General features: G+C 55.8%; 18 protein-coding genes and 1 tRNA gene. 13 read left to right on the top strand and 6 right to left on the bottom strand.

Features of this window, described 5'->3' with window-relative positions; all coding sequences use genetic code 11:
• The first annotated feature begins 1 nt into the window (after position 1).
• From AC1RSM_RS11570 to AC1RSM_RS11560, 3 genes are read left to right on the top strand one after another with little or no spacing between them, the layout of a single operon-like run.
• Entirely contained in the window at positions 2–652 is a 651-nt protein-coding gene (locus AC1RSM_RS11570) for a GntR family transcriptional regulator (RefSeq protein ID WP_492932631.1), read from the top strand.
• 35 nt (positions 653–687) lie between these two features.
• The gene (gene dapA, locus AC1RSM_RS11565; protein ID WP_492932629.1) at positions 688–1,575 is read left to right on the top strand and encodes a 4-hydroxy-tetrahydrodipicolinate synthase; all 888 of its coding nucleotides are present in this window, start codon (positions 688–690) and stop codon (positions 1,573–1,575) included.
• Positions 1,576–3,060: an aldehyde dehydrogenase gene (locus AC1RSM_RS11560; RefSeq protein ID WP_492932627.1), complete on the top strand. Its 1,485-nt coding sequence runs from the start codon at positions 1,576–1,578 to the stop codon at positions 3,058–3,060.
• 65 nt (positions 3,061–3,125) lie between these two features.
• Here AC1RSM_RS11560 and AC1RSM_RS11555 read toward each other — a convergent pair.
• Together AC1RSM_RS11555 and AC1RSM_RS11550 are read right to left on the bottom strand one after the other, a co-directional pair.
• Positions 3,126–3,200 (bottom strand) — tRNA-Arg (locus AC1RSM_RS11555).
• A 1,052-nt stretch (positions 3,201–4,252) separates the two neighbouring features.
• Complete coding sequence (locus tag AC1RSM_RS11550; protein ID WP_492932625.1) at positions 4,253–5,230, bottom strand: LysR substrate-binding domain-containing protein; 978 nt, start codon at positions 5,228–5,230, stop codon at positions 4,253–4,255.
• 167 nt (positions 5,231–5,397) lie between these two features.
• Here AC1RSM_RS11550 and AC1RSM_RS11545 point away from each other — a divergent pair, with 167 nt between their 5' ends.
• Positions 5,398–7,686 (top strand): NADP-dependent malic enzyme, encoded by a 2,289-nt coding sequence (locus AC1RSM_RS11545; RefSeq protein ID WP_492932623.1) that lies wholly within the window; start codon positions 5,398–5,400, stop codon positions 7,684–7,686.
• A 71-nt stretch (positions 7,687–7,757) separates the two neighbouring features.
• Here the strand turns inward: AC1RSM_RS11545 and AC1RSM_RS11540 are convergent, their stop codons facing one another.
• Positions 7,758–8,690: a tripartite tricarboxylate transporter substrate binding protein BugE gene (locus AC1RSM_RS11540; protein WP_492932621.1), complete on the bottom strand. Its 933-nt coding sequence runs from the start codon at positions 8,688–8,690 to the stop codon at positions 7,758–7,760.
• Positions 8,691–8,898: 208 nt separating this feature from the next.
• Between AC1RSM_RS11540 and AC1RSM_RS11535 the strand changes: the two genes are divergently transcribed.
• The 3 genes from AC1RSM_RS11535 to AC1RSM_RS11525 are packed head-to-tail and all read left to right on the top strand — an operon-like array spanning position 8,899 to position 11,634.
• Positions 8,899–9,795 carry an AEC family transporter gene (locus AC1RSM_RS11535; RefSeq protein ID WP_492932619.1) on the top strand — a complete coding sequence of 299 codons (897 nt, stop codon included), beginning with the start codon at positions 8,899–8,901 and terminating at the stop codon, positions 9,793–9,795.
• 10 nt (positions 9,796–9,805) lie between these two features.
• On the top strand, positions 9,806–10,306 hold the full coding sequence (tsaE, locus tag AC1RSM_RS11530; protein ID WP_492932617.1) for a tRNA (adenosine(37)-N6)-threonylcarbamoyltransferase complex ATPase subunit type 1 TsaE: 501 nt from the start codon (positions 9,806–9,808) through the stop codon (positions 10,304–10,306).
• Positions 10,270–11,634, top strand: a complete 1,365-nt coding sequence (locus AC1RSM_RS11525) for an N-acetylmuramoyl-L-alanine amidase (RefSeq protein WP_492932615.1) — start codon at positions 10,270–10,272, stop codon at positions 11,632–11,634. The genes tsaE and AC1RSM_RS11525 overlap by 37 nt, the downstream gene beginning before the upstream one ends.
• 138 nt (positions 11,635–11,772) lie before the next feature.
• Here the strand turns inward: AC1RSM_RS11525 and AC1RSM_RS11520 are convergent, their stop codons facing one another.
• Positions 11,773–12,423, bottom strand: coding sequence for a VTT domain-containing protein (locus AC1RSM_RS11520; protein WP_492932613.1), 651 nt, complete (start codon positions 12,421–12,423; stop codon positions 11,773–11,775).
• 145 nt (positions 12,424–12,568) lie between these two features.
• Between AC1RSM_RS11520 and mutL the strand changes: the two genes are divergently transcribed.
• A complete protein-coding gene (mutL, locus tag AC1RSM_RS11515) occupies positions 12,569–14,437 on the top strand; it encodes a DNA mismatch repair endonuclease MutL (RefSeq protein ID WP_492932611.1) in 1,869 nt (622 codons plus the stop codon).
• Positions 14,434–15,372, top strand: coding sequence for a tRNA (adenosine(37)-N6)-dimethylallyltransferase MiaA (gene miaA / locus AC1RSM_RS11510; RefSeq protein WP_492932609.1), 939 nt, complete (start codon positions 14,434–14,436; stop codon positions 15,370–15,372). The genes mutL and miaA overlap by 4 nt, the downstream gene beginning before the upstream one ends.
• 62 nt (positions 15,373–15,434) lie before the next feature.
• Here miaA and AC1RSM_RS11505 read toward each other — a convergent pair whose 3' ends face one another.
• Both AC1RSM_RS11505 and purM read right to left on the bottom strand, forming a co-directional pair.
• A complete protein-coding gene (locus tag AC1RSM_RS11505; protein WP_492932607.1) occupies positions 15,435–16,895 on the bottom strand; it encodes an NCS1 family nucleobase:cation symporter-1 in 1,461 nt (486 codons plus the stop codon).
• A 337-nt stretch (positions 16,896–17,232) separates the two neighbouring features.
• The gene (purM, locus tag AC1RSM_RS11500) at positions 17,233–18,282 is read right to left on the bottom strand and encodes a phosphoribosylformylglycinamidine cyclo-ligase (RefSeq protein ID WP_492932605.1); all 1,050 of its coding nucleotides are present in this window, start codon (positions 18,280–18,282) and stop codon (positions 17,233–17,235) included.
• A gap of 54 nt (positions 18,283–18,336) precedes the next feature.
• Here purM and hda point away from each other — a divergent pair, with 54 nt between their 5' ends.
• From hda to folK, 4 genes are read left to right on the top strand one after another with little or no spacing between them, the layout of a single operon-like run.
• Complete coding sequence (hda, locus tag AC1RSM_RS11495) at positions 18,337–19,035, top strand: DnaA regulatory inactivator Hda (RefSeq protein WP_492932603.1); 699 nt, start codon at positions 18,337–18,339, stop codon at positions 19,033–19,035.
• Between the two features lie 3 nt (positions 19,036–19,038).
• Positions 19,039–19,740, top strand: coding sequence for an HAD family hydrolase (locus AC1RSM_RS11490; protein WP_492932601.1), 702 nt, complete (start codon positions 19,039–19,041; stop codon positions 19,738–19,740).
• 10 nt (positions 19,741–19,750) lie between these two features.
• On the top strand, positions 19,751–21,130 hold the full coding sequence (pcnB, locus tag AC1RSM_RS11485) for a polynucleotide adenylyltransferase PcnB (protein ID WP_492932599.1): 1,380 nt from the start codon (positions 19,751–19,753) through the stop codon (positions 21,128–21,130).
• Positions 21,127–21,612, top strand: coding sequence for a 2-amino-4-hydroxy-6-hydroxymethyldihydropteridine diphosphokinase (gene folK / locus AC1RSM_RS11480; RefSeq protein ID WP_492932597.1), 486 nt, complete (start codon positions 21,127–21,129; stop codon positions 21,610–21,612). The genes pcnB and folK overlap by 4 nt, the downstream gene beginning before the upstream one ends.
• The last annotated feature ends 10 nt before the right edge of the window (positions 21,613–21,622 follow it).

Below are 21,622 nucleotides of genomic sequence, written 5' to 3'. Positions count from 1 at the left end.
TGTGAGTAGCGCCCCCATCCCTTCTTCTCGTGCCGCTGAAACCGCTTACCAAGCGATTGAGCAGTTAATTGCCACACTCAAACTGGAGCCTGGCCAGGCCATCGTGGAAAGTGATCTGGTGGAAATGACAGGTTTGGGACGCACCCCCTTACGTGAAGCCCTGATGCGTATGGTGGCCCTGGGATTAATTGAACAACAACCACGCAGAGGCCTGCGTGTCAGCGAAATCCGCGTGGCCGAACATTTGACTCTCATTGAAACGCGTCGAGTCCTGGAACGCCTAATTGTGCAAGGGGCGGCCCGATGGGCTACCCCGGCACAACGCAGCACCTTGCTCGCCCATGCGCAGGCCATGGTGGATGCTGCCAATGCCAAGGATATAGAGGCCTATATGCTGGCAGACCAACATTTGGACGAAGTCATACATCAAGCCTGCCGTAACACGTTTGCTGTGCAAGCGGTCGCTCCCATGATCGTTCAGTGCAGACGATTCTGGTATGCCTATCAATATGAAGGCGACCTGGAAGCGGGGGCCAAAGCACATTTGACCCTGGCGGAAGGGATCCAGGATGGAAACCCCGAGATGGCTTTGCAAGGATCAGAAGCCTTGATGGCGTACCTGAGCGCCTTCACCCGCAAAGTCATTGAATAACTACTTAAATCCACCACTAATAATTTGGAGACATCATGAACCTGAACGGAATTCTCGTGCCCATCGTCACCCCGTTTGATGCCAACAATCAATTGAACGAAAAAGCGCTGGAGAGCCTGGTTGAATGCTTTATTGAGGCAGGCGTTGGGGGAATTGTGGCCTGCGGGACCACAGGCGAATACTACGCTTTGAGCGCGCAAGAGCGCCGCCGGGTGCTGGAGATCGTCGCGCAAACAGGGCGTGGCCGTACCACACTGATCGCAGGCGTGAACTCCCTGTCACCCGCCGAGGCCATCAGTCGGATTCGTGAAGCAGAGCAATTGGGATACGGAGCCCTGATGCTCTCCCCCACCCCATACAGTCTGCCCGGACAAAATGAAGTAGTGGCCTATTTCAAAGAGGTCGCCGCCGCGACCGAATTGCCTATTGTCATGTACAACTTCCCCGCACGGATTGGCATACAAATTGAGCTGGAATCCGTCTACGAGCTGGCTAAGGTCAAAAACATTGTGGGCATCAAAGAAAGCAGCGGCAACTTCAGTCGAGTCGTTGCGATGGTCAATGCCAAGCTAGAAGATTTTCAGGTCGTGTGCGGCTGTGATGACCAAGCCGCCGACTTTTTATTCTGGGGTGTGCGTAGCTGGATCAGTGGTGGTGCCAACGTATTTCCCGCTGAACAAGTCCAGATGCTCAAAGCAGCCGAACGTGGGGACTGGGCAAGCGTGCGCAGCATGATGAGCACCATGTTGCCAGCGATCACCGCGATGGAGTCGGGCAATTACAACCAGAAGGCCAAGTTGGGTTGCATACGCCACGGCATTGATGTGGGCTCAGTACGTTTGCCTCTGCTCCCAGTCGAGCAAAAAGAGCGCGACGACTTTCTGGCACAGATCAATGCATTCCAAATTGAACAGGAGGCCTGAATGCCCACGCAACAAGAAACCGTATTTGAGTTAGCCCGCGCCGGAAAGCTGCACGCTTCGCACCTGATTCCTGGACATCAATCGATCAGCCAAGCTCAGTTCGACAACATCAGCCCTATCGACCTGGCTGTCATTGGCAAAGTTGCAGCCGGTGAGGCCTCTGACGTTCAAGCAGCCGTCAAGGCTGCCCGTACCAGCTTTGAATCGGGTGAATGGTCTGCTCTGTCGCCAGCAGATCGCAAAAAAACCATGCTCAAGTGGGTTGCCCTATTGGAGCAACACGCGGAAGAACTGGCAGCGCTGGACTGTGTCGATGCGGGCAAACCCATCACCGAATGCCTGAATACAGATATGCCTGCCACGATTGAGACCTTCAGTTGGTATGCAGAAACAGCCGATAAATGCTTTGGTCGCATTTCTCCAACCGGCTCGGATGCATTGGGTTTAATCGTGAAAGAACCCATTGGCGTCGTCGCAGCCGTACTACCTTGGAACTTCCCTGCGCAGATGTATGCCTGGAAAGTCGCCCCCGCATTGGTATGTGGCAATTCGGTGATTGTTAAACCATCCGAGTTAACAAGCCTTAGCGCCTACCGTATGACACAACTGGCCCATCAAGCTGGCATTCCGGAAGGGGCGCTTATCTTGATTACCGGTACAGGCGAGCAGGTGGGGGAACCTTTGGGACGGCACCAAGACGTGGATATGGTGTCGTTTACGGGCTCCACCGAAGTCGGTCGCCTGTTCCTGAAGTACTCCGCCGACAGTAATCTTAAAGAAGTCGTTCTGGAGTGCGGCGGCAAAAGTCCTCAGATCGTCTTTGAAGACGCCCTACTGGATGAAGCCATCCCCTCTATCTTGGCTGCTGCATTCTGGAACATGAGCGAGAACTGCAGCTGCGGGTCCCGCTTGCTGGTCCACAGCAGTCTGAAAGATAGCCTGCTGAAAAAACTTAAACAGGGGCTCAGTGCTTGGAAGGTCGGTCTGCCCACTGATCCTGATGTGTCTATCGGACCCATGGTTGAGCAAGCCCACTTTGAAAAAGTGGCCAGCTTTCTGAAGAATCCAGGGAAAAATGCCAAATTGGTCCATGGCGGGCGAATTCACACCGAGCTCGGTAGCGGCTGGTACATCGAGCCCACCATCTTCGATGAGATTACTCCTGAAGACCGGCTGTTTCAGGAAGAGGTCTTTGGCCCTGTGCTGGCAGTGAGTACCTTCGATACCGAGGAGCAGGCCATCGCCTTGGCCAACGACACCCAATATGGCCTGGCAGCATCTATCTACACCCACGATGTACGTCGAGCGCAGCGAGTCTCGCGCAAGATCAAAGCAGGCACAGTCTCGATCAATGGCTTTTCCGAAGGGGATATTACCGCGCCCTTTGGCGGCTTCAAGCAGTCTGGCTTTGGCGGTAAAGACAAGGGAATGGAAGCCTTGGACCAATATCAACAGACCAAGACCATCTGGTATGTGAATCAGTAAACGTCTGAGACCTTGATATTGCCTGAGCGAAGAGCCCAGCAATCAGACTTAAAAAGGCTAGAGAATGGCGGGCCCAGCAGGAATCGAACCTGCAATCTCCCCTTAGGAGGGGGAAGTTATATCCATTTAACTATGGGCCCGTCGCGCTTTCTGTGGAGTTCGACCAAGCTATCGAAGCGGCAGCTGGAGCGGCATTGGTCAGCCAAGACGGCTGCTGTCAGCAGCAAGCCAACCACACCTCCTGTTCTGAGCTATCAACTATCACCTAGGCAAACTCACAAACTGAGCGCAGGCTTGGGAAGCACTAAGCCCCAGTTCCCAACAAAGGAGAATGGGCACGCTCAGATCTAGAAAGCAGGGCGTAAGTCTATCAGCTAGACGGTGGCAGCGAAAGTCTGGATACGCTCTTGCATGGACGGCGTTTGTGCTGCTCTAGCATGGGCTTTTCGGCCACAAGCCAGGCGATGCAAAAAAGCGCTGTTACTTCCCCAAGAGCGGGGCCAGGCGGTCAAGCCCCCTGCATGAGTAAAAAAAACCGGTACGTAATAACTTTTGGCTTAGACCTTAAATTTTAATAACTAGCCACCAAAACTATCCGGGCCAGAATCCATCGATTAAATCTGATTAAGCGCCTTGAAATCGATTAAACCCATCACACCATGACTTATATCGCCTTGGGTTTAGTTTTATTTTCTTTTTGAACTCTGCTCGGTTTGCCTCATGGTCTGTCCAAAAATCGGCAGCCAGCAGCCGTGACGGAGCTTTGGCGAATAGCACACCTTTCTACCTGTATAGGCGGGGTATCCTTGATTTCCCTTTCCTATGCCACAGCGAGCCTGTTTCCGGGCGATGATCTATCATCATGATTCCGTTCAGCTTGTCGGCCTATTTCTTCTTCCTGACCTGTACTCTGAGCGGCATAGCCTGAAGAAGTTGGGATGAGCGTCGAGACACGCCGGTAGTAGTGACTATCTACGCCCTTCAAGTTATTACGTCTCTTCTTTCTATCGTTTCCGTTTTTATTATTTTTTATTTTCTAATAATAAAAATTATTTAAAAAAATCCATTAATTTTTAAACTATATTTTTCATCAAAAACAATAAGAACCGCTTTATTTTTTAACTTGAATTCCAAACACCTTGCCCAACGACCAGTTCCCTATCGGACTCCCTGTAGATGGGAGCTACTGGGCTCAATAAAAGAACGCCCCCCGCTCCAGCGGCACGGTCTTGTCGGTACACACACGCTTGAGCTCTTGCGCAAACAACTTGTCTACCGGCCGCTGTGGTCCTGCCATTCGGGTAAACAAGGCGATAGGCGACAAACCCCACTCAAAGGAATACGGCACGATCGCCACGCCTGATACGCGTACCAGCTCTTCAGCGATCTCGGTGGGGACCACGGACACGGCACGGGGATGGTTCACGATCAGTTCACCAATCAGCTTGGGCGAGGATGTTTCCACGCTAGGGACTGGCTCCAGCAAACCCGCCCTTAAAAACAAGTTAGCGACCTGCCGCCGCATAGGCGTATTGCGCGGGCCCAGTATCCAGTCCAGATCCTGCAGCTGCGCCCAATCGAGCTTGCGTCGTCCAAGACGCCCTGCCAGTTCCCGGCTGGCGATCAGCCGGGGTTGCTGCGCGTAAAGTGCTTCATGACGCAAGCCTTTCATGTTCAGATCTGGGGAACTACGCGCCACCACCGCATCCAAAGCGTGGTCGCGCAATTGCTCCAAGAGTGTCTCCGTCAAACCTTCTGTAATGCTGACCGACACAGGCTGCCCCTGTGGCCGGGTTGCCCGCAAGGCGGTGGAGACAAGTTTGCCGGACACCAATGGAATCACGCCCAAACGCAGGTGCGCCTGCCGTCCCATGCTATGCGCTTGCAAATCCAGGCTCAGCAACTCCATGTCCTGCACCATGGCGCGGGCTCTTGAAATGACGATCTGCCCCTGTGCTGTGGCCTCCATGCCACGGGATGATCGTAAAAACAGCGGAGTGCCAAATACCTGCTCGACCTCGGCCAAGGCCTGAGTCACGGCAGGTTGGCTCGTTGCCATTAAATCCGCCACTTTCGTCAGGGAACCCAGGCGATCAATCTCGATCAGCAAGGCCAAATGACGCAGCTTGAGTCGCTGCACCAATCTATGGGCGATATCGTTTGTTTCCAAGCCTTTACACCTATCTATAAGTGTTTACTAATGGGGTAATAATAAGCCCTAATACCCAGCCCTGTTTAATTATCTACACTAGTTGAAAACCGGCTCTGGCGTGCTTTACGCCACGCCTTCCCTAGACTTCACCAAACACCTGTTTGGCGCCTGAGCAAGAGGACACGATGAGTTCACCCGTAGATCGACAAGCCGCCCTGGATTACCACGAGTTCCCCATTCCCGGCAAAGTCACCATTGCCGCGACCAAACCTTTGGTCAGCCAACGTGACCTGGGCCTGGCCTATTCGCCCGGCGTTGCCGCTGCATGCGAGGAAATCGTTGCTGATCCGCAAAACGTGTTCCGCTACACCGGCCGAGGCAATCTGGTTGGCGTGATCTCCAACGGCACTGCTGTGCTGGGTCTGGGCAATATCGGCGCACTGGCCTCCAAGCCGGTGATGGAAGGCAAAGCCGTTCTGTTCAAGAAGTTTGCTGGCCTGGACGTGTTCGATATCGAGATCAACGAAACCGATCCCGACAAGCTGGTGGATATTATTGCCGGTCTGGAGCCTACCTTTGGTGGTATCAACCTGGAAGACATCAAGGCACCCGAGTGTTTTGAAGTCGAGCGCAAACTGCGTGAGCGCATGAATATCCCGGTCTTTCACGATGATCAGCACGGTACCGCCATTTGTGTGACGGCCGCCTTCCTGAACGGCTTGAAGGTCGTGGGCAAAGACATCAAGAAGATCAAAGTTGTGACATCCGGCGCGGGCGCGGCTGCCCTGGCTTGCCTGGACTTGATGGTAGACATGGGTCTGCCTGAAGAAAACGTCTGGGTTACGGATATTGACGGCGTGGTCTATAAAGGCCGCCCCGGTCATCAGGTTCCTGAACTGTCCCGCTTTGCTAAAGAAACAGAGGCCCGCAAGCTGGCCGATGTGATTGAAAATGCCGACGTGTTCCTGGGCCTGTCTGCTGGTGGCGTACTGAAAGCAGAAATGCTGCAAAAAATGGCAGACCGTCCTTTCGTGATGGCACTGGCCAACCCCACTCCGGAAATTCTGCCCGAAGTGGCCAAAGCCGCTCGTGATGACGTCATCATGGCTACCGGCCGCTCTGACTTCCCCAACCAGGTCAATAACGTCTTGTGCTTCCCCTACATCTTCCGCGGTGCGCTGGATGTGGGCGCCACCACCATTACGCGTGGCATGGAAAAAGCGGCGGCTCGTGCCATTGCGGCTCTGGCCGAAGAAGAGCAGGACGAAGCGGTTGCCGCTGCCTACGGTGGCTACGGCTTGAGCTTTGGCCCTGACTACCTGATTCCCAAGCCTTTTGACCCACGCCTGATTACCCGTATTGCCCCCGCCGTGGCCCAGGCCGCGATGGAAGAAGGTGTGGCAACACGCCCAATCGCGGATCTCGAAGGCTATATCGCCAAGCTGCAACAGTTTGTCTACCACTCGGGCGCATTCATGAAGCCTGTATTCGCTGTTGCCAAGCAATTGGTACGCGAAGGTGGCAAAGCCCGCATCGTCTTTACCGAAGGTGAAGAAGAGCGCGTCTTGCGTGCCGTGCAAGTTATTGTGGACGAGAAGTTGGCCCAGCCTATCTTGGTTGGCCGTCCTGCTGTGCTGCTGTCCCGCATCAAGAAGTTTGGTCTGCGCCTGCGCTTGGGTGTGGATGTGGAAGTGACCAATCCAGAATCCGATGACCGTTTCCACCAGTACTGGACAACGTACTGGGAAAAAATGTGCCGTCGCGGTATCAGCAAGGAAATGGCTCGCGTGGAAATGCGTCGTCGCCTGACCTTGATTGGTTCCACCATGGTGCACCTGGGCGATGCCGATGGCATGATCTGCGGCACAATCGGCTCCTACCACAACCACCTGCGTTACATCGACGAGATGATCGGCCGCAAGCCTGGCTCCAGCGTCTACGCCGCCATGAACATTCTGCTGTTGGGCGAACGCACGGTGGCCTTGACCGATACTCACGTCAATGACGACCCGAACGCACAGGAAATTGCGGAGTACACCATCGAAGCGGCTCGCATGTTGAGCACGCTGAGCCTGGAGCCCAAGGTTGCCCTGCTGTCGCGTTCTAACTTTGGTACGGATTCGGCGGCTTCCGGCCCCAAAATGCGCGAAGCTCTGCGTTTGATTCAAGAGCAAGCGCCCGACCTGGAAGTGGACGGCGAAATGCACGCTGACTGCGCCCTGGACGAAAGCCTGCGCAATCGCACCTTGCCCAACTCCTTGCTGAAAGGCTCGGCCAACTTGCTGGTCTGCCCGAACGTGGATGCAGGTAACATCAGCTACAACCTGCTGAAAACCGCTGCTGGCAGCAACGTCGCCATCGGCCCGTTCCTGATGGGCGCCAATGCACCCGTGCATATCCTGACCTACAGCTCTACTGTTCGTCGCATTATCAACATGACAGCCTTGACAGTACTGCAAGCGAACCGCACATAAAGCGGCGCGCTGAAATAAAAAACCGGCCATACAGGCCGGTTTTTTTATCCTTGGCTTACAGCCTTAACGGCTTATTCCAGCTTGATATTGCCTTTCTTGACCACGTCATGTGCCCAGTCGTATTGCTCTTTGATTTCCTTGGCGAACTCTTCGGGCGAATTACCCGATGGTGTCGCGCCTTGTTTTTCCAGGGCTGCAATAATTTCAGGCTTCTTCAAGGCCTCGGCTGCTGCCTGATGTAGCTTGGCAACAATTTCAGGTGGCGTACCTTTAGGGGCCAGCAAGCCGTACCAGGCCGGGCTGTTCAACTGTGGATAGCCTTCTTCAGCCAAGGTAGGAACATCTTTCAGGGCGGGCAAGCGCTCGGGCCAGGCAATGGCCAAGGCACGCAAGTTCCCGGCCTGAATCTGGCCCATGGAGGATGGCAGGTTATCAAACATGGCATTGATCTGGCCGCCAACGGCATCGGTTACCGCCGGACCTGCGCCACGATAGGGAACGTGGACGATATCCGTCCCGGTTTCCAGTTTGAAGGCTTCACCAAACAAGTGCAGAACCGAGCAAGTACCCGAACTACCGTAGGAATATTTACCGGGGTTGTCTTTCAACTGCTGCACAAACTCTTTGAAGTTCTGTGCCGGGAATTTGGGATTGACCTCAATCACGTTGGGCAGGTTGGCAAAGTTGCTGACCGGCATGAAGTCTTTCAGAGGGTCGTAGGGCAGATCATTCGGGCGGCAAGCCGGGTTCACTGCCAAGGTGGAGATCGTGGCAATCGACAAGGTGTAGCCGTCGGGTTTGGCTCGCGCCGCTTCAGCAGCGCCAATGGCACCACCCGCACCACCTTTGTTTTCAATCACCATGGACTGGCCCAGCACTTCGCTCATGCCCTTGGTGACAATACGCGCCACGATATCCGTGGAGCCACCTGGAGCAAACGGCACAATCACCCGGATAGGCTGTGTGGGGTAATCCGCCTGAGCCTGGGCGACTGTACCGATCATAGACAAACTTGCACAAAGGGTTAGCAGCGCAAACTTCTTGGGAAACTTCTCTATCATGGGAACATCTCCTCTTTAATTCTTTTGAAGATCCAGCCCCTGGGTAAGGGGAGTTAATCAATAATAGCTCAGCTAAACCCCAGCAATTGTTAATTCTGAAAGTAGATTCTTACAGGGGATATACCTATATCTCCCTTTATTTACAGTCATCATGGCCACAATATTCCCGCTGATTCTGCCCGATTTCCTGTTGATAGCCTTGGGCGCCTTACTGCTGCATCGTTTTCATTTCAGCCGGGAGTTTTTCCAGGGCGCAGAAAAGCTGGTGTATTACGTACTGTTCCCCGCCCTGCTCTTTGACTCCATTACCCGTATCCCCTTGAACCTTGGCGATACCTGGCCGCTGCTGGTGGCTGCCGCTGCGCTGATTGCGGTGGGCACCGCCCTGGCTTGGCTGGCCCTGCCTGTCCTCAAACCTGAACACCTGCAACACGCGGCTCTGACGCAATGCGCGTTTCGCTTCAATACTTATTTAGGGATGTCTTTGGCCAGTGCCATTGCTGGGCCTTCCGGCGTGGCAGTCATGGCGTTGCTGGTGGGTTTTTCTGTTCCGATGGCCAATATGGTGGCTGTGACGGTGCTGGCACGCGGACAACAAGGCCGTATCGCCATCGAGTTGCTTAAAAACCCCTTGATCCTGTCCACCGTGGCCGCTTTGGCGTGGAATCTGGCGGGCTTGCCGGTGCCGGGTCCAGTTCAGTTGGCCTTAAGTCGCTTGGGTGCCTGCGCCTTGGGCATCGGTTTGTTGTGTGTAGGCGCCACATTGTCTCTACAAGGCTCACGTCAGTCCGGGGCGTTGATCAGCTGGATTACGGCTATTAAGCTGCTGGCCCTACCCCTTGCCGCGCTGCTGATCGCCTGGCTGCTGGACATGAGCCTGCTGGAGCGGCAAATGCTCCTGGTCTTTGCTGCCTTGCCCACCGCATCATCCGCCCACGTACTTGCCGCCCGCATGGGTGCCGACAGTCGTCTGGTCGCGCTGACCATGTCGATCGGCACTATACTAGCGGGCTTGACCATTCCACTGTGGTTAACCCTCGCTACCTAAGTCGCTTCTTATGAGCCAGCACACTTTGACCCTGTCCTTGCCTGACGAGGATGCCACCACTGCCTTGGCCGAACGCCTGGCCCCGCTGCTTGGCGGGCAGGTGCCCGGAGTACCGACAGGCGGCCGAATTCACCTGCATGGGGACCTGGGCGCCGGTAAAACTCACTTCGTGCGAGCCCTGCTGCGGGCCTGCGGCGTTACCGGTCGTATCAAAAGTCCTAGCTACGCTTTACTTGAAAGTTATAAAGTTTCTAGCTTATACTTCTATCATCTTGATTTTTATAGATTTAGCGATCCACGTGAATGGGTCGATGCTGGTTTTCGCGATATTTTGCAAGACACTGCTGTTGTGCTGATCGAATGGCCTGAAAAAGCAGGGAATTTACTGCCCGAGCCCGATCTGGATTTACACCTGGATTATTGTGGTGACGGTCGCTTGGCCACCCTGGATGCACGCAGCGCCAAAGGAACGCTATGGATTACGACACTCGCCCCCAGCCAGCAAAAGTAGCGCCAGCCGGCAAGGCCCGTCGCCGATTCGTCGCTACGGCCACTACCCTGTTCCTGCTTCCTGTCATTCCCCGTCTGGCGAACGCCAGCACGATTGTGGCGGTTCGCACCTGGCCCGCTGACGAATACACCCGCGTCACCCTGGAGATGGACAGCGAGCTCAAGGCCGAACATTTCACACTGGAAAATCCACACCGCATGGTAGTGGACATCCAGGGCCTGACCATGAACCGCACCATCGAGGAACTGGTCTCCAAAGTCCGCCCCAACGATCCCTACATCCGCTCCGTGCGTGTGGGCCAGAACCGCCCCGACGTGGTGCGTCTGGTGCTGGACTTAAAGCAAGCCGTCGCCCCCCAGATCTTTACGCTGAAACCCGTGGGTGAATACAAGTACCGCCTGGTGCTGGACTTGTACCCACGCATGGCACAAGACCCTCTGCTGGCTCTGCAAATCCAGGATGATGACCCCCTGGCTTCCGTCTTGGAGAGCCTGGCGCAAAACCAGCCCGATGCTCCCGTGCCTACGGTGCAAGGTCAAACCTTGCCGCCCGTGGTGCGCAACAATCCGCCCCCTGTCACCACCCCGCCACGTGCGCCTGCACCGGCAGCAACCCCAGGTACACCCAATCGCCCCTTGCTGATTGCGCTGGACCCTGGCCACGGTGGCGAGGACCCCGGTGCTATCGGCCCCGGTGGCACCCGCGAAAAAGATGTGGTGTTGAACATTGCCCGACGCTTAAAGCGCCTGATCGATGCTCAGCCCAATATGCGTACTTACCTGACTCGCGACTCGGACTTTTTCGTGCCGCTGCAAGTACGTGTGCAAAAAGCGCGCCGAGTCAAAGCTGACTTGTTCATCAGCATTCACGCTGACGCCTGGATCAAGCCCAGCGCGCGCGGATCGTCTATCTACGCCTTGTCCCAAAACGGTGCAACCAGTTCGGCCGCCCGGTGGCTGGCCAAGAAAGAGAACGATGCCGACTTAATTGGCGGCTTGAACTTGGGCTCCCATAACCGTCAGGTCGCACAAATCCTGCTGGACTTGTCTACCGCCGCGCAAATTAACGATTCCGTCAAAGTGGGTGCACACCTGCTAGGCGAAATCGGCAAGATCAACCGCCTGCACAAACGTAGCGTGGAACGCGCCGGTTTTGCTGTGCTGAAAGCACCCGATATCCCGTCGATTCTGATCGAAACGGCGTTTATCAGTAATCCTGAGGAAGAACGCTTGCTGCGCAGCGCCTCGCATCAGGACAAGATCGCCCAGGCCATTTTGACCGGTATCCGGGGATATTTTGCCGAGTTTCCGGCTCTAGCCAGTCGCTAGGCTTCTGGCGGGATCAAAAAAAAAACGCAGCATCTAATGCTGCGTTTTTTTGTGTCCACAATACTTACAACACCTGCTAAAAAGGGGCGCTAACTGCGCCCCTCCTTGCTACGGACTACCTAGCCCAAACACGGCCACTTACAAAGCCGCATCACTGTTGCTTTTTCGCTTGAAGATCTTCCACAAGGCTCCAGCCACGACAGGTACCGCTGCCGCTGCAATCCCGATCAGCACAATGGTATTCAAATGCGCCTTGATGAAAGGCACATTGCCAAAGAAGTAGCCCAGCGTAATCAAGCTGCAAATCCACAGCAAAGCACCCGTAATGTTGTAGGCCTGAAAGCGCATGGCATTCATATGGCCAACACCGGCCACAAAGGGCGCGAAGGTGCGGAACAAGGGCAGGAAACGGGAAATTACAATGGTCTTGCCGCCATGCTTCTCGTAAAAAGCATGGGTTTTAACCAAGGCGCGGCGATCCAGGAACCGGGACTCCTGCGTAAAGACTTTCGGTCCTATATACCGGCCCACATAATAATTGACGGTATTACCCAAGATAGCGGCCACGATCAAAATGGCACCCAACATGACTGGGTCCAACATGCCGGACGCCCCAAAGGCACCCGCAATAAACAGCAAGGAATCACCCGGCAAAAAGGGCAAAACCACAAGCCCGGTCTCGCCAAATATAATCAAGAACAGAACAAGGTATATCCAGGCTCCATACTGCTCAACCCACACCCCCAGGTATTGGTCAATATGAAGGATCATGCTGAGTAAATCGGGCATAGTTCCACACCAAAATAACAAACCAGCCAGTCCGATACTGACCAGACCGACACCATAGAACAAGCGGTTAAAATAAGCCGCTACCGTTTGAAACCCGTTGAACTTGCACAGTCCAACACTGAATACACACAAGGCCAGCCGCCCTATGTCATCAAGACGCCGTATTATCCCACTCCCCGACTTGCTTGTAAGCCAAATTGCAGCCGGTGAAGTTATCGAGCGCCCGGCATCTGTCCTGAAAGAACTGCTGGAAAACGCCATTGACGCGGGAGCCAGTGCTATCGAGATCCGCCTGGATGGCGGTGGCATACGCCGCATCTCTGTCAGCGACGATGGCCACGGCATCGCCCAGGAAGAACTGCCCTTGGCCCTGCAGCAGCATGCCACCAGCAAAATCCGCTCGCTGGACGAGCTGGAATCAGTCGCTTCCATGGGCTTTCGGGGCGAGGCCTTGCCCTCGATTGCCTCAGTCGCCCGCTTGACCATTAACTCTCGCACTCAGGAAGACCCGCACGCCTGGGAATACTCGCTAGGTCAGGCCGAGCCACAGCCCGCTTCTGGGCAGATTGGCACCAACGTGGATGTCCGTCAGCTCTTTGACCAGATCCCAGCACGCCGCAAATTTTTGCGTACTGAAGGCACCGAGTACGGGCACTGCATCACCGCGCTGGAGCGCATCGCCCTGGCACAGCCGCAGATAGCCTTTCGGCTGTTTCATAATGACAAGCCACAACGCCACTGGCGCAGCGGCACGCTGGAGCAACGCCTGCTGGATATTTTGGGCAAGGACTTTATCGACCAAAGCCTACCTGTGGCTCAAGAACAAGGTTTGATCGGCCTGCGCGGTCTGGTGATTCACCCGGCACACGCGCGCCCCAGCGCGGACAAGCAGTTCCTGTTTGTGAATGGCCGCTTTGTGCGTGACCGCACCGTCTCCCACGCCATACGTAGCGCCTATGCAGACGTCCTGCATGGGGACCGCCAAGCCGCTTATGCCCTATTTCTGGACATCGAGCCTTCAACCCTGGACGTGAATGTACACCCTGCCAAGCACGAAGTCCGCTTCCGGGACAGTGGGGCCGTCTATCGCTTTGTGCTGCAAGCCGTGGGCCAGACCCTGGCTCAAGGAAGCATGGCCGGAGAAACGCCGGTAGCAGCCATGCCCCTGCCTGAAGGAGCCCCCCAGCCACAAATGCCGGGGGCGTCCTATCCCTCCCAAGTTTCAGGCTCCACAGCCGGCTCTTACACCAGCAGCGAACCCGCCATGCCCTACAGCCACCCGGCTCGGCAGGGCTGGCAGTCCAGCTTCGCCCTACGCGAACCTACTGGTGGCAATGTGGACTGGAAGTCCATGTATCGCACTATTGAGCCGGTTTCCAGCACTACGCCCGTGACCAGCTATCAAAGCGACGCGGACAATAGCTCAGATGAGTTTCCGCTCGGCATGGCGCTGGGCCAACTGCATGGCATCTATATCTTGTCAGAAACCCGTCAAGGCATGATTCTGGTGGATATGCATGCCGCCCATGAACGCGTGGTCTACGAACAATTAAAGCAAGCCTTGGATGGCCGTGAACTGCCCCGTCAGGACTTGTTGGTGCCAGTGGTTTTCAGCTGCACGGAAAGCGATATTGCCCTGCTGGATGAGCATCAAGAAACACTGGCCGATTTGGGTCTAAGCTTGAACCCCGCTGGGCCTACCACCATGGCAGTACGGGCTGTCCCCGCCCTGTTAGCCCAAGGCGATATAGAATCGCTGGCCCGTGCTGTGCTGCGCGATCTGTCTCAAGTGGGCTCGTCACGCCATCTGGACGAACAGCGCAACGAGCTGCTTTCCACCATGGCCTGCCACGGTGCCGTTCGTGCCAACCGCCGCCTAAGTATTCCCGAGATGAACGCTTTGCTGCGCAAAATGGAGCAAACCGACCGGGCCGACCTGTGCAACCACGGCCGACCCACCTGGTTCCAATGGAAGCTGAGCGAGCTGGACAAACTTTTTATGCGTGGACAATGAACGATTTACCCATACTGTGTCTGGCGGGCCCAACCGCCAGCGGCAAAAGCGCGACCACGCACTCCCTGGCTCAACACTGGCCTATTGAAGTGATTGTGATGGACTCGGCCACTATTTACCGGGGCATGGACATAGGCACCGCCAAGCCCAGCGCCCAGGAGCAGGCCGCCATCCCCCACCATTTGCTCGATATACGTGACCCGGCGGAAAGCTATTCAGCCGCCGAGTTTGCCACGGACGCTACTCGCCTGATTCAAGAAATCCAGTCGCGCGGGCATTACCCGGTGTTGTGCGGTGGCACCATGCTGTATTACAAGGCCCTGCGTGAAGGCTTGAATGACTTGCCGCAGGCTGATCCTGCTATCCGCCAGCAACTGGACGAGCGGGCGCAGGAGATTGGCTGGCCAGGCATGCACGAAGAGCTGGCCCGTATCGATCCGACTACTGCTGCCCGTTTGGCCCCCCGCGATAGCCAGCGCATTCAACGCGCCCTGGAGATTTTTCACATCAGCGGCAAGACCATGAGCGACTGGCTAAAAGAGAAGGCGCAGCCGCAAGAAGGCAGTCATCGCTACATCACCCTAAGCCTGGAACCTGAGAACCGGTCCTGGCTGCACCAACGCATTGCGGCTCGCTATCGCGACATGATCGAGCAAGGGCTGCTGCACGAGGTGGAAAAACTGCACCAACGCCCTGACTTGCATACCGGCCTGCCCTCTATCCGCTGTGTGGGCTACCGGCAGTTGTGGTCGTATCTGGAGGGACAAGTGAAGCTGGACGAAGCAGTCGAGCAAGCCATTGCCGCCACTCGACAGTTAGCGAAGCGCCAGTTGACCTGGCTGCGCTCAGAACCTGAACGGCTGCAGTTTAATTGCCAAGACCCACAGGCTGCCGAGCAGATTGTGCAGGCCGCAGGGCAATACTGGCCCCGCTGATACGCCCCCACAGAAAAGGCCGCCCGTAAAAGGCGGCCTTTTTGTTCAGCTTATTTCTGAAACTAAGCGGAGGCGCCACCCAGCTTAGGCATTATCTGGGCACGCATCGCCAGATACTGGAAGGTACCGCCCAGCAACGCACCAATCAGCCAGCCGTAGCCAGCCAGCTTGGCCAAGGCAGGCACCCACACGGTGGCTACCGAGAACACGGCAGCCAGGAAAAAAGCCGCCATCGCACGCTTGTTCCAGCCATTCTGGAAGTAGTAAGTACCACTTTCCTCTAGGCTGAACAGATCCGCTACCACCACGCGCTGCTTACGGATCAGATAAAAGTCCACAATCATGATGCCGTATAGCGGGGCCAGCAACGCCCCCAAGGTATCTACAAAGCCGGTAATGCCAATCGCGCTGATCAAAGGCAGCCACAAGGCACCAATGAAAAATGCAATTACGGCGGTCAAAATGCCTCCCATCTTGGCGGAAATAAGCTCAGGCTTCAGATTGGCCAGGTCAAAAGCGGGAGGGATAAAGTTCGCTACCAGGTTGATGCCGACAGTGGCCGCAAAAAAGGTCAGAGCCGCAATCACGGTCAGCGCCAGACTATCGACGCGATCCACAATATCAGTGGGATTGGTCAAGGTCTCGCCAAACAGCACGGCAGTGCCGGCGGTAATGAACAAAGCCAGGAAAGAGAATATGGCCAAGCTGACAGGCAGACCCATGAAGTTACCGATCCGCATGCTGCGCTCGTCTTTTACAAAACGCGAGAAGTCTCCGTAATTGATCACGACCGCGGCAAAGTACGCCACCATTGTCCCGACCACAGCGCCAAAGGCCATCAATGGCCCGCCTTCGTACGTACCTTTACCAGCAAAAATCTCGCCCACCTTGTCCAGCAGGCCACCGCCCGCCTTGTACCAGATGACGGCCAGCAGCGCGAACATCACCAGATACACCAAAGGACCGGCCCAGTTCAGAAAACGGGTAATCCACTTCATGCCCATCAAAAAAATGCCCAATTGCATCACGCAGACCAGCACGTAAGACAGCCAACCCACCCAGTCCAGACCTAGAAACAGTGCTCCCCCTGGGTGATCCAGCAGGGCATTGAATAACAGCGCCAAGGCAGTAGAGGCAAAGTAGGTCTGCACGCCGTACCAGAAAATAGCCACAATCCCACGCACCAGCGCAGGAAACTTGGCCCCCTTCACGCCCATGCTGATACGGGCAATAACGGGGTAAGGCACGCCATACAAGACACTGGGCTTGCCACTTAAATTGACCAGCCCCATCACAATAAAACCAGCCAGCAAAATCCCGGCAAATACCGCCCAACCATTTAGCCCATACGAGATAAACAAGGTGGCGGCCAAGGTATAGCCGAACAGGCTTTGTATGTCGTTGGACCACACATTGAAAATCTCAAACCAACCCCACAAACGCTTTTTACGTGGCAAAGGTGCCAAGTCTTCATTGTGTAAAGACGGGTGTGGGTCTTTTAACGATAAATCCAAATGCTCCATGTCCTTCCCCTCAGAAATTGCTTCTAACATTTCAGCTGATATTTCTACGCTTCTGCCTTTAATGTAGGAGCCTTACGGGACAAGGAACATCATGGAATGTACGAGTAATATCCAAGTTCGGATGGCCTCGAAAATCAATATAAGAAGATTGATATAACCTTTATTTGAAAATCAAATACAGTGAATTCGCTATGGCAATACCACATGGCAGATCAGGTCTGAAACTCTTAGGGATTCTGCAAAAAAACAAAGCTGCTTCGGCTCGAATCTGTGGGGTCCGGACATAAAAAAAGCCAGCTCATTGAGCTGGCTTTTTCATGACGACAGGATCGGGGTCTTAGACCACTTCAGTCTGCGCCTGGCCTTCCTGACGCTCAACGATCTCACCCAGGGAGTAAACCGTCTCGCCTTGCTCGGACAAGGTCGCACTGATGGCTTCTGCTTTATCAGCAGGAACAATGATGATCATGCCGATACCGCAGTTAAAGACACGGTACATTTCTTCGTCGGCCACATTGCCATTTTCTTGCAGCCACTGGAACAGGGCAGGCATGGTCCAGGAGTCACGCTTCAAACGTGCGCTCAAGTGCTTTTGCAGAATACGGGGCACGTTTTCCAGCAAGCCACCACCCGTGATGTGAGCCAGGCCCTTGATGTCCGCACCGTGGGCAGTCAAGGCGGCCAATACGGATTTCACGTAGATGCGAGTGGGTTCCATGACCACGTCAGCCAAAGGACGGCCATCCAGCTCGTCAGTTGGCTTGGCATTGGCGTGCTTCAAAACCTTGCGGATCAGCGAGTAACCGTTGGAGTGCGCACCGCTGGAGGCCAGACCCAGTACCACGTCGCCGGGAACAATGGATTTGCCGTCGATGATGCGTGCTTTTTCAACCGCACCAACTGCAAAACCGGCCAGATCGTATTCGCCTTCGGGGTACATGCCGGGCATTTCTGCCGTTTCGCCGCCAATCAGGGCGCAGCCGGAAAGCTCACAGCCTTTGGCAATACCGCCAACAACCTGGGCTGCAGTGTCCACCGACAGCTTGCCGCAGGCAAAATAATCCAGAAAGTACAAGGGTTCAGCGCCCTGGACTAGAATGTCGTTGACACTCATGGCCACCAGGTCTATACCCACAGTGTCATGACGCTGCCAGTCAAAGGCCAGGCGTAGTTTGGTACCAACACCGTCGGTGCCGGACACCAGAACGGGCTCTTTAAGGTGGGTAGGCACTTCGAACAAAGCGCCAAAGCCTCCGATTCCAGCCATGACGCCTGCACGCATGGTTTTGGCAGCCAGTGGTTTAATACGATCGACCAGGGCATCGCCCGCGTCGATATCCACGCCTGCATCGCGGTAGGTCAAGGAAACAGAAGTAGTGTTTTTCATGGGAAAAGCCGTGGGATATGTAAAAATTGCGAGTTGGACGAAATTGTACGACACATGACCGAGCAACTGATTCTGGATATATCTCCAGCACCGCCTGCCTCTTTGGACAACTTTGTTGCCGGAGCGAATCAGGCTGCGTTGCAGGCTCTGCGTCAGTGCAGTCCAGGACGCGCGGTTTACCTGTGGGGACCGCCCGGCGCAGGACGAACGCATCTGCTGCGGGCGATGGCCAGTCGAGACGACAGCCGCTATTTTAGTTCAGATACTCCCTCCAAGCCCATCTTTGACATTGCCACGGATGACAAGGCCCCTCCCAGCCTGCTGGCCATCGACGATATAGAACGTTTTGACCCGCAAGGACAGGCTGCCGTATTTGCGCTGTACAATCGCTGGCGCGAGTCAGCCACCCGGCCAGACGCCTTTACTTTGCTTGTCTCCGGCGACCGAGCCCCCAAAACCATGTCCGTACGCGAGGACCTGCGCACACGACTGGGCTGGGATCTGGTATTCAGACTGGAATACCTGTCCGACGCCCACCGGGCCGAGGCCATGCAGCAACGGGCCGCCGCCCGAGGCCTGCAATTGCAAACCGAAGTGCTCAGCTGGATACTGACTCACTACGATCGCGATATGAACCGCTTGAGCGCACTGATCGATGCGCTGGACAATTTTTCACTGGTAAAGAAACGCCCCATCACTTTACCCCTGCTCAAAGAACTTCTGGCCAACAGCCAGACCCAATCTTCTAGCTGAGTCATGACTGCTTCCTCTTTTATTGCCCTTTTTGATCTCGACCACACCCTGCTTCCTTTAGACAGCGACTACCAGTGGGCTGACTTTCTGGCTCGTACTGGCCGTGTCGGCGATCCGGCCGAAGCCGTCCGCCTGAATGAAGAGCTGATGGACCGATATAACCAGGGATTGTTGACGGCCGAGGAATCGGCCGAATTTATGTTAGGCCTGCTCACCAACGCCAGCCAGGAAGAATTGCTGGCCTGGCAGGACGAGTTCATGCAGGAAGTCATCCTGCCCTCGATCAGCCCCGCCGCCCGCGAACTGCTGGCCAAGCACCAAGACCAAGGCCATCTGGTGGCTATCGTGACCGCCACCAACGAATTTGTGACCCGCCCCATTGCCGCTGCGCTGGGTGTGGAGCACCTGATTGCCACCACTCCCGAAATGAAAGACGGTCGCTACACTGGCAAGATCAGCGGCGTGCCCAGCTTTCAGGCCGGCAAGATCACCCGCGTGGACCAATGGCTGCAAACCATGGGCAAATCCCTGTCGGACTTTGAGCGCAGCTGGTTTTACAGCGACTCGCCCAACGATCTGCCCTTGATGGAAGTGGTCACCGACCCCGTTGCCACCAACCCCAGCGATAGACTGCGCACTGTTGCAATCGAACGTAATTGGGCTGTCATCGATTTGTTCGCTGACATGATGGACAGCAAATCGTAAAATCAAACGCATGCTCAAGCGAACAATAAAAACATTTGTCGACCGGCTGCTCAAACCAGCCAAAAGCGCGCGTCCCAAAGGGCCCCGCCGCTACACACGGGAAGAGCATGGCATAGACCGACGTCTGGTCTCACGCCATGCCGTGAAAGTGTGCGAGGTCCTGAACCACGAAGGCTACCAAGCCTATGTCGTGGGCGGGGCGGTGCGCGACTTGCTGGTGGGCCTGGAGCCCAAAGACTTTGACGTCGCCACCAACGCCACCCCCGAACAGATCCGCCCCCTGTTTCGCCGTGCCCGCATCATTGGCCGGCGCTTCCGCCTGGTTCACGTAGTGTTCGGTCAGGAAATCATCGAAACCTCGACATTCCGGGCTGATGACAGTGGCAAGCAGACCGACGAACATGGCCGGATTTTGCGCGACAACGAATTTGGCACTATCGAGGACGATGCCGCCCGCCGCGATTTCACGCTCAACGCGCTCTACTACGATCCTCTGACCGAAACCGTCATCGACTACCACAATGGCGTGGCTGACTTGAAAGCCCGCCGTGTACGCATTATTGGTGATGCACAAACCCGCTACCGCGAAGATCCGGTCCGTATGTTGCGCGCCGTTCGATTCGCCTCCAAGCTGGATGCAATCATCGAGCCTGTCACTGAAGCGCCCATCAAGTCGCTATCCGGTCTGATCGAAAACGTACCGGAGTCCCGTCTGTCCGACGAGACGCTCAAGTTGCTCAATTGCGGTCACGCCATGGACTGCATCCAACGCCTGCAAGCCTTGGATCTGCACAGCAAGCTGCTGCCCATGGTTGAGCCCGTTCAACGCTTGCCCGGTGGCGCAGAGTTTCTGGACATGGCGCTGGCTCGCACCGATAGCCGTGTGCGCGCTGGCAAATCCGTTAGCCCCAGCTTTATTTATGCCTGCCTGCTCTGGAAGCTGGTGCAAAAAGAATGGGACCGACGCATTGCGCAGGACGTGCATCCTCAGCAAGCCCTGCTGGAAGCAGCCGACCTGGTCCTGGAAAAGCAAAGCCGCATCATGCCTATCCAGAAGCGCTTTCAATCGGATATGCGTGAAATCTGGTTTATGCAGCCGCGATTTGAGCGGATTGCCAACCGGGCTATCTGGCGCATGACAGAACAACCTCGTTTCCGTGCTGCTGTGGACTTTTTGCAACTGCGTGCGGAAGCCAAAGAAGTCGATAGCGTGCAGGCCCAATGGTGGATGGACTTGGCCGATGCAGGCGAGGAAGAGCGCAGCACCATGATCGCCGTGCGCAAACCCGCCAGCACAACAAGCACAGCCTCGCGCAGCGGTCAGCGACGCACCCGTCGTCGGCGCTCTAACGCCAAACGCAGCGGAACGTCGACAGGAAGCGAAACATGAGCCTGACCCACACCACGGTTTATGTGGCGATGGGAGCGAATCTGGGCGAAGCACGACACACTCTGGAAACGGCAGCTGCCGAACTGGCAGCCACGCCCGGTATTCAGAACCTGACACTGGCTCATTTCTACAGCACCGCGCCGGTGGATTCCAGCGGCCCGGACTACGTTAATACCGTCACTCGCTTCACGTGTACGCTTGGCCCTGAGGCCTTGCTGGATCGCCTGCAAGCCATTGAGCAGGAACACGGCCGCACGCGCCTGTATCGCAACGCTCCACGCACGCTGGACCTGGACTTGCTGCTGTACGGCCAGGAGCAGATCGACACGGCAAGGCTCACGGTGCCGCACCCACGCATGCATGAGCGTGCTTTTGTGCTGGTTCCCCTGGCCGATCTGGCCCCCGAGCTGGAACTGGCTCAAGGCAGCTTAAGCGAATTGCTGGATACAGTGAAAGATCAAGGCATCAGCCGTCTGACCTAAGGCGGCTTGC

It is taken from the genome of Alcaligenes sp. GW821-FHT11D07, from assembly GCF_058808495.1.
This window is presented reverse-complemented; position numbering and strand designations above follow the sequence as displayed.

Excerpts from the sequence above, each read along its gene's own strand:
- dapA (WP_492932629.1), top strand. The coding sequence starts at position 688 with ATGAACCTGAACGGAATTCTCGTGCCCATCGTCACCCCGTTTGATGCC.
- AC1RSM_RS11560 (WP_492932627.1), top strand. The coding sequence starts at position 1,576 with ATGCCCACGCAACAAGAAACCGTATTTGAGTTAGCCCGCGCCGGAAAG.
- AC1RSM_RS11545 (WP_492932623.1), top strand. The coding sequence starts at position 5,398 with ATGAGTTCACCCGTAGATCGACAAGCCGCCCTGGATTACCACGAGTTC.
- AC1RSM_RS11540 (WP_492932621.1), bottom strand. The coding sequence starts at position 8,690 with ATGATCGGTACAGTCGCCCAGGCTCAGGCGGATTACCCCACACAGCCT.
- AC1RSM_RS11535 (WP_492932619.1), top strand. The coding sequence starts at position 8,899 with ATGGCCACAATATTCCCGCTGATTCTGCCCGATTTCCTGTTGATAGCC.
- tsaE (WP_492932617.1), top strand. The coding sequence starts at position 9,806 with ATGAGCCAGCACACTTTGACCCTGTCCTTGCCTGACGAGGATGCCACC.
- AC1RSM_RS11525 (WP_492932615.1), top strand. The coding sequence starts at position 10,270 with ATGGATTACGACACTCGCCCCCAGCCAGCAAAAGTAGCGCCAGCCGGC.
- AC1RSM_RS11520 (WP_492932613.1), bottom strand. The coding sequence starts at position 12,423 with ATGCCCGATTTACTCAGCATGATCCTTCATATTGACCAATACCTGGGG.
- mutL (WP_492932611.1), top strand. The coding sequence starts at position 12,569 with ATGTCATCAAGACGCCGTATTATCCCACTCCCCGACTTGCTTGTAAGC.
- miaA (WP_492932609.1), top strand. The coding sequence starts at position 14,434 with ATGAACGATTTACCCATACTGTGTCTGGCGGGCCCAACCGCCAGCGGC.
- AC1RSM_RS11505 (WP_492932607.1), bottom strand. The coding sequence starts at position 16,895 with ATGGAGCATTTGGATTTATCGTTAAAAGACCCACACCCGTCTTTACAC.
- purM (WP_492932605.1), bottom strand. The coding sequence starts at position 18,282 with ATGAAAAACACTACTTCTGTTTCCTTGACCTACCGCGATGCAGGCGTG.
- hda (WP_492932603.1), top strand. The coding sequence starts at position 18,337 with ATGACCGAGCAACTGATTCTGGATATATCTCCAGCACCGCCTGCCTCT.
- AC1RSM_RS11490 (WP_492932601.1), top strand. The coding sequence starts at position 19,039 with ATGACTGCTTCCTCTTTTATTGCCCTTTTTGATCTCGACCACACCCTG.
- pcnB (WP_492932599.1), top strand. The coding sequence starts at position 19,751 with ATGCTCAAGCGAACAATAAAAACATTTGTCGACCGGCTGCTCAAACCA.
- folK (WP_492932597.1), top strand. The coding sequence starts at position 21,127 with ATGAGCCTGACCCACACCACGGTTTATGTGGCGATGGGAGCGAATCTG.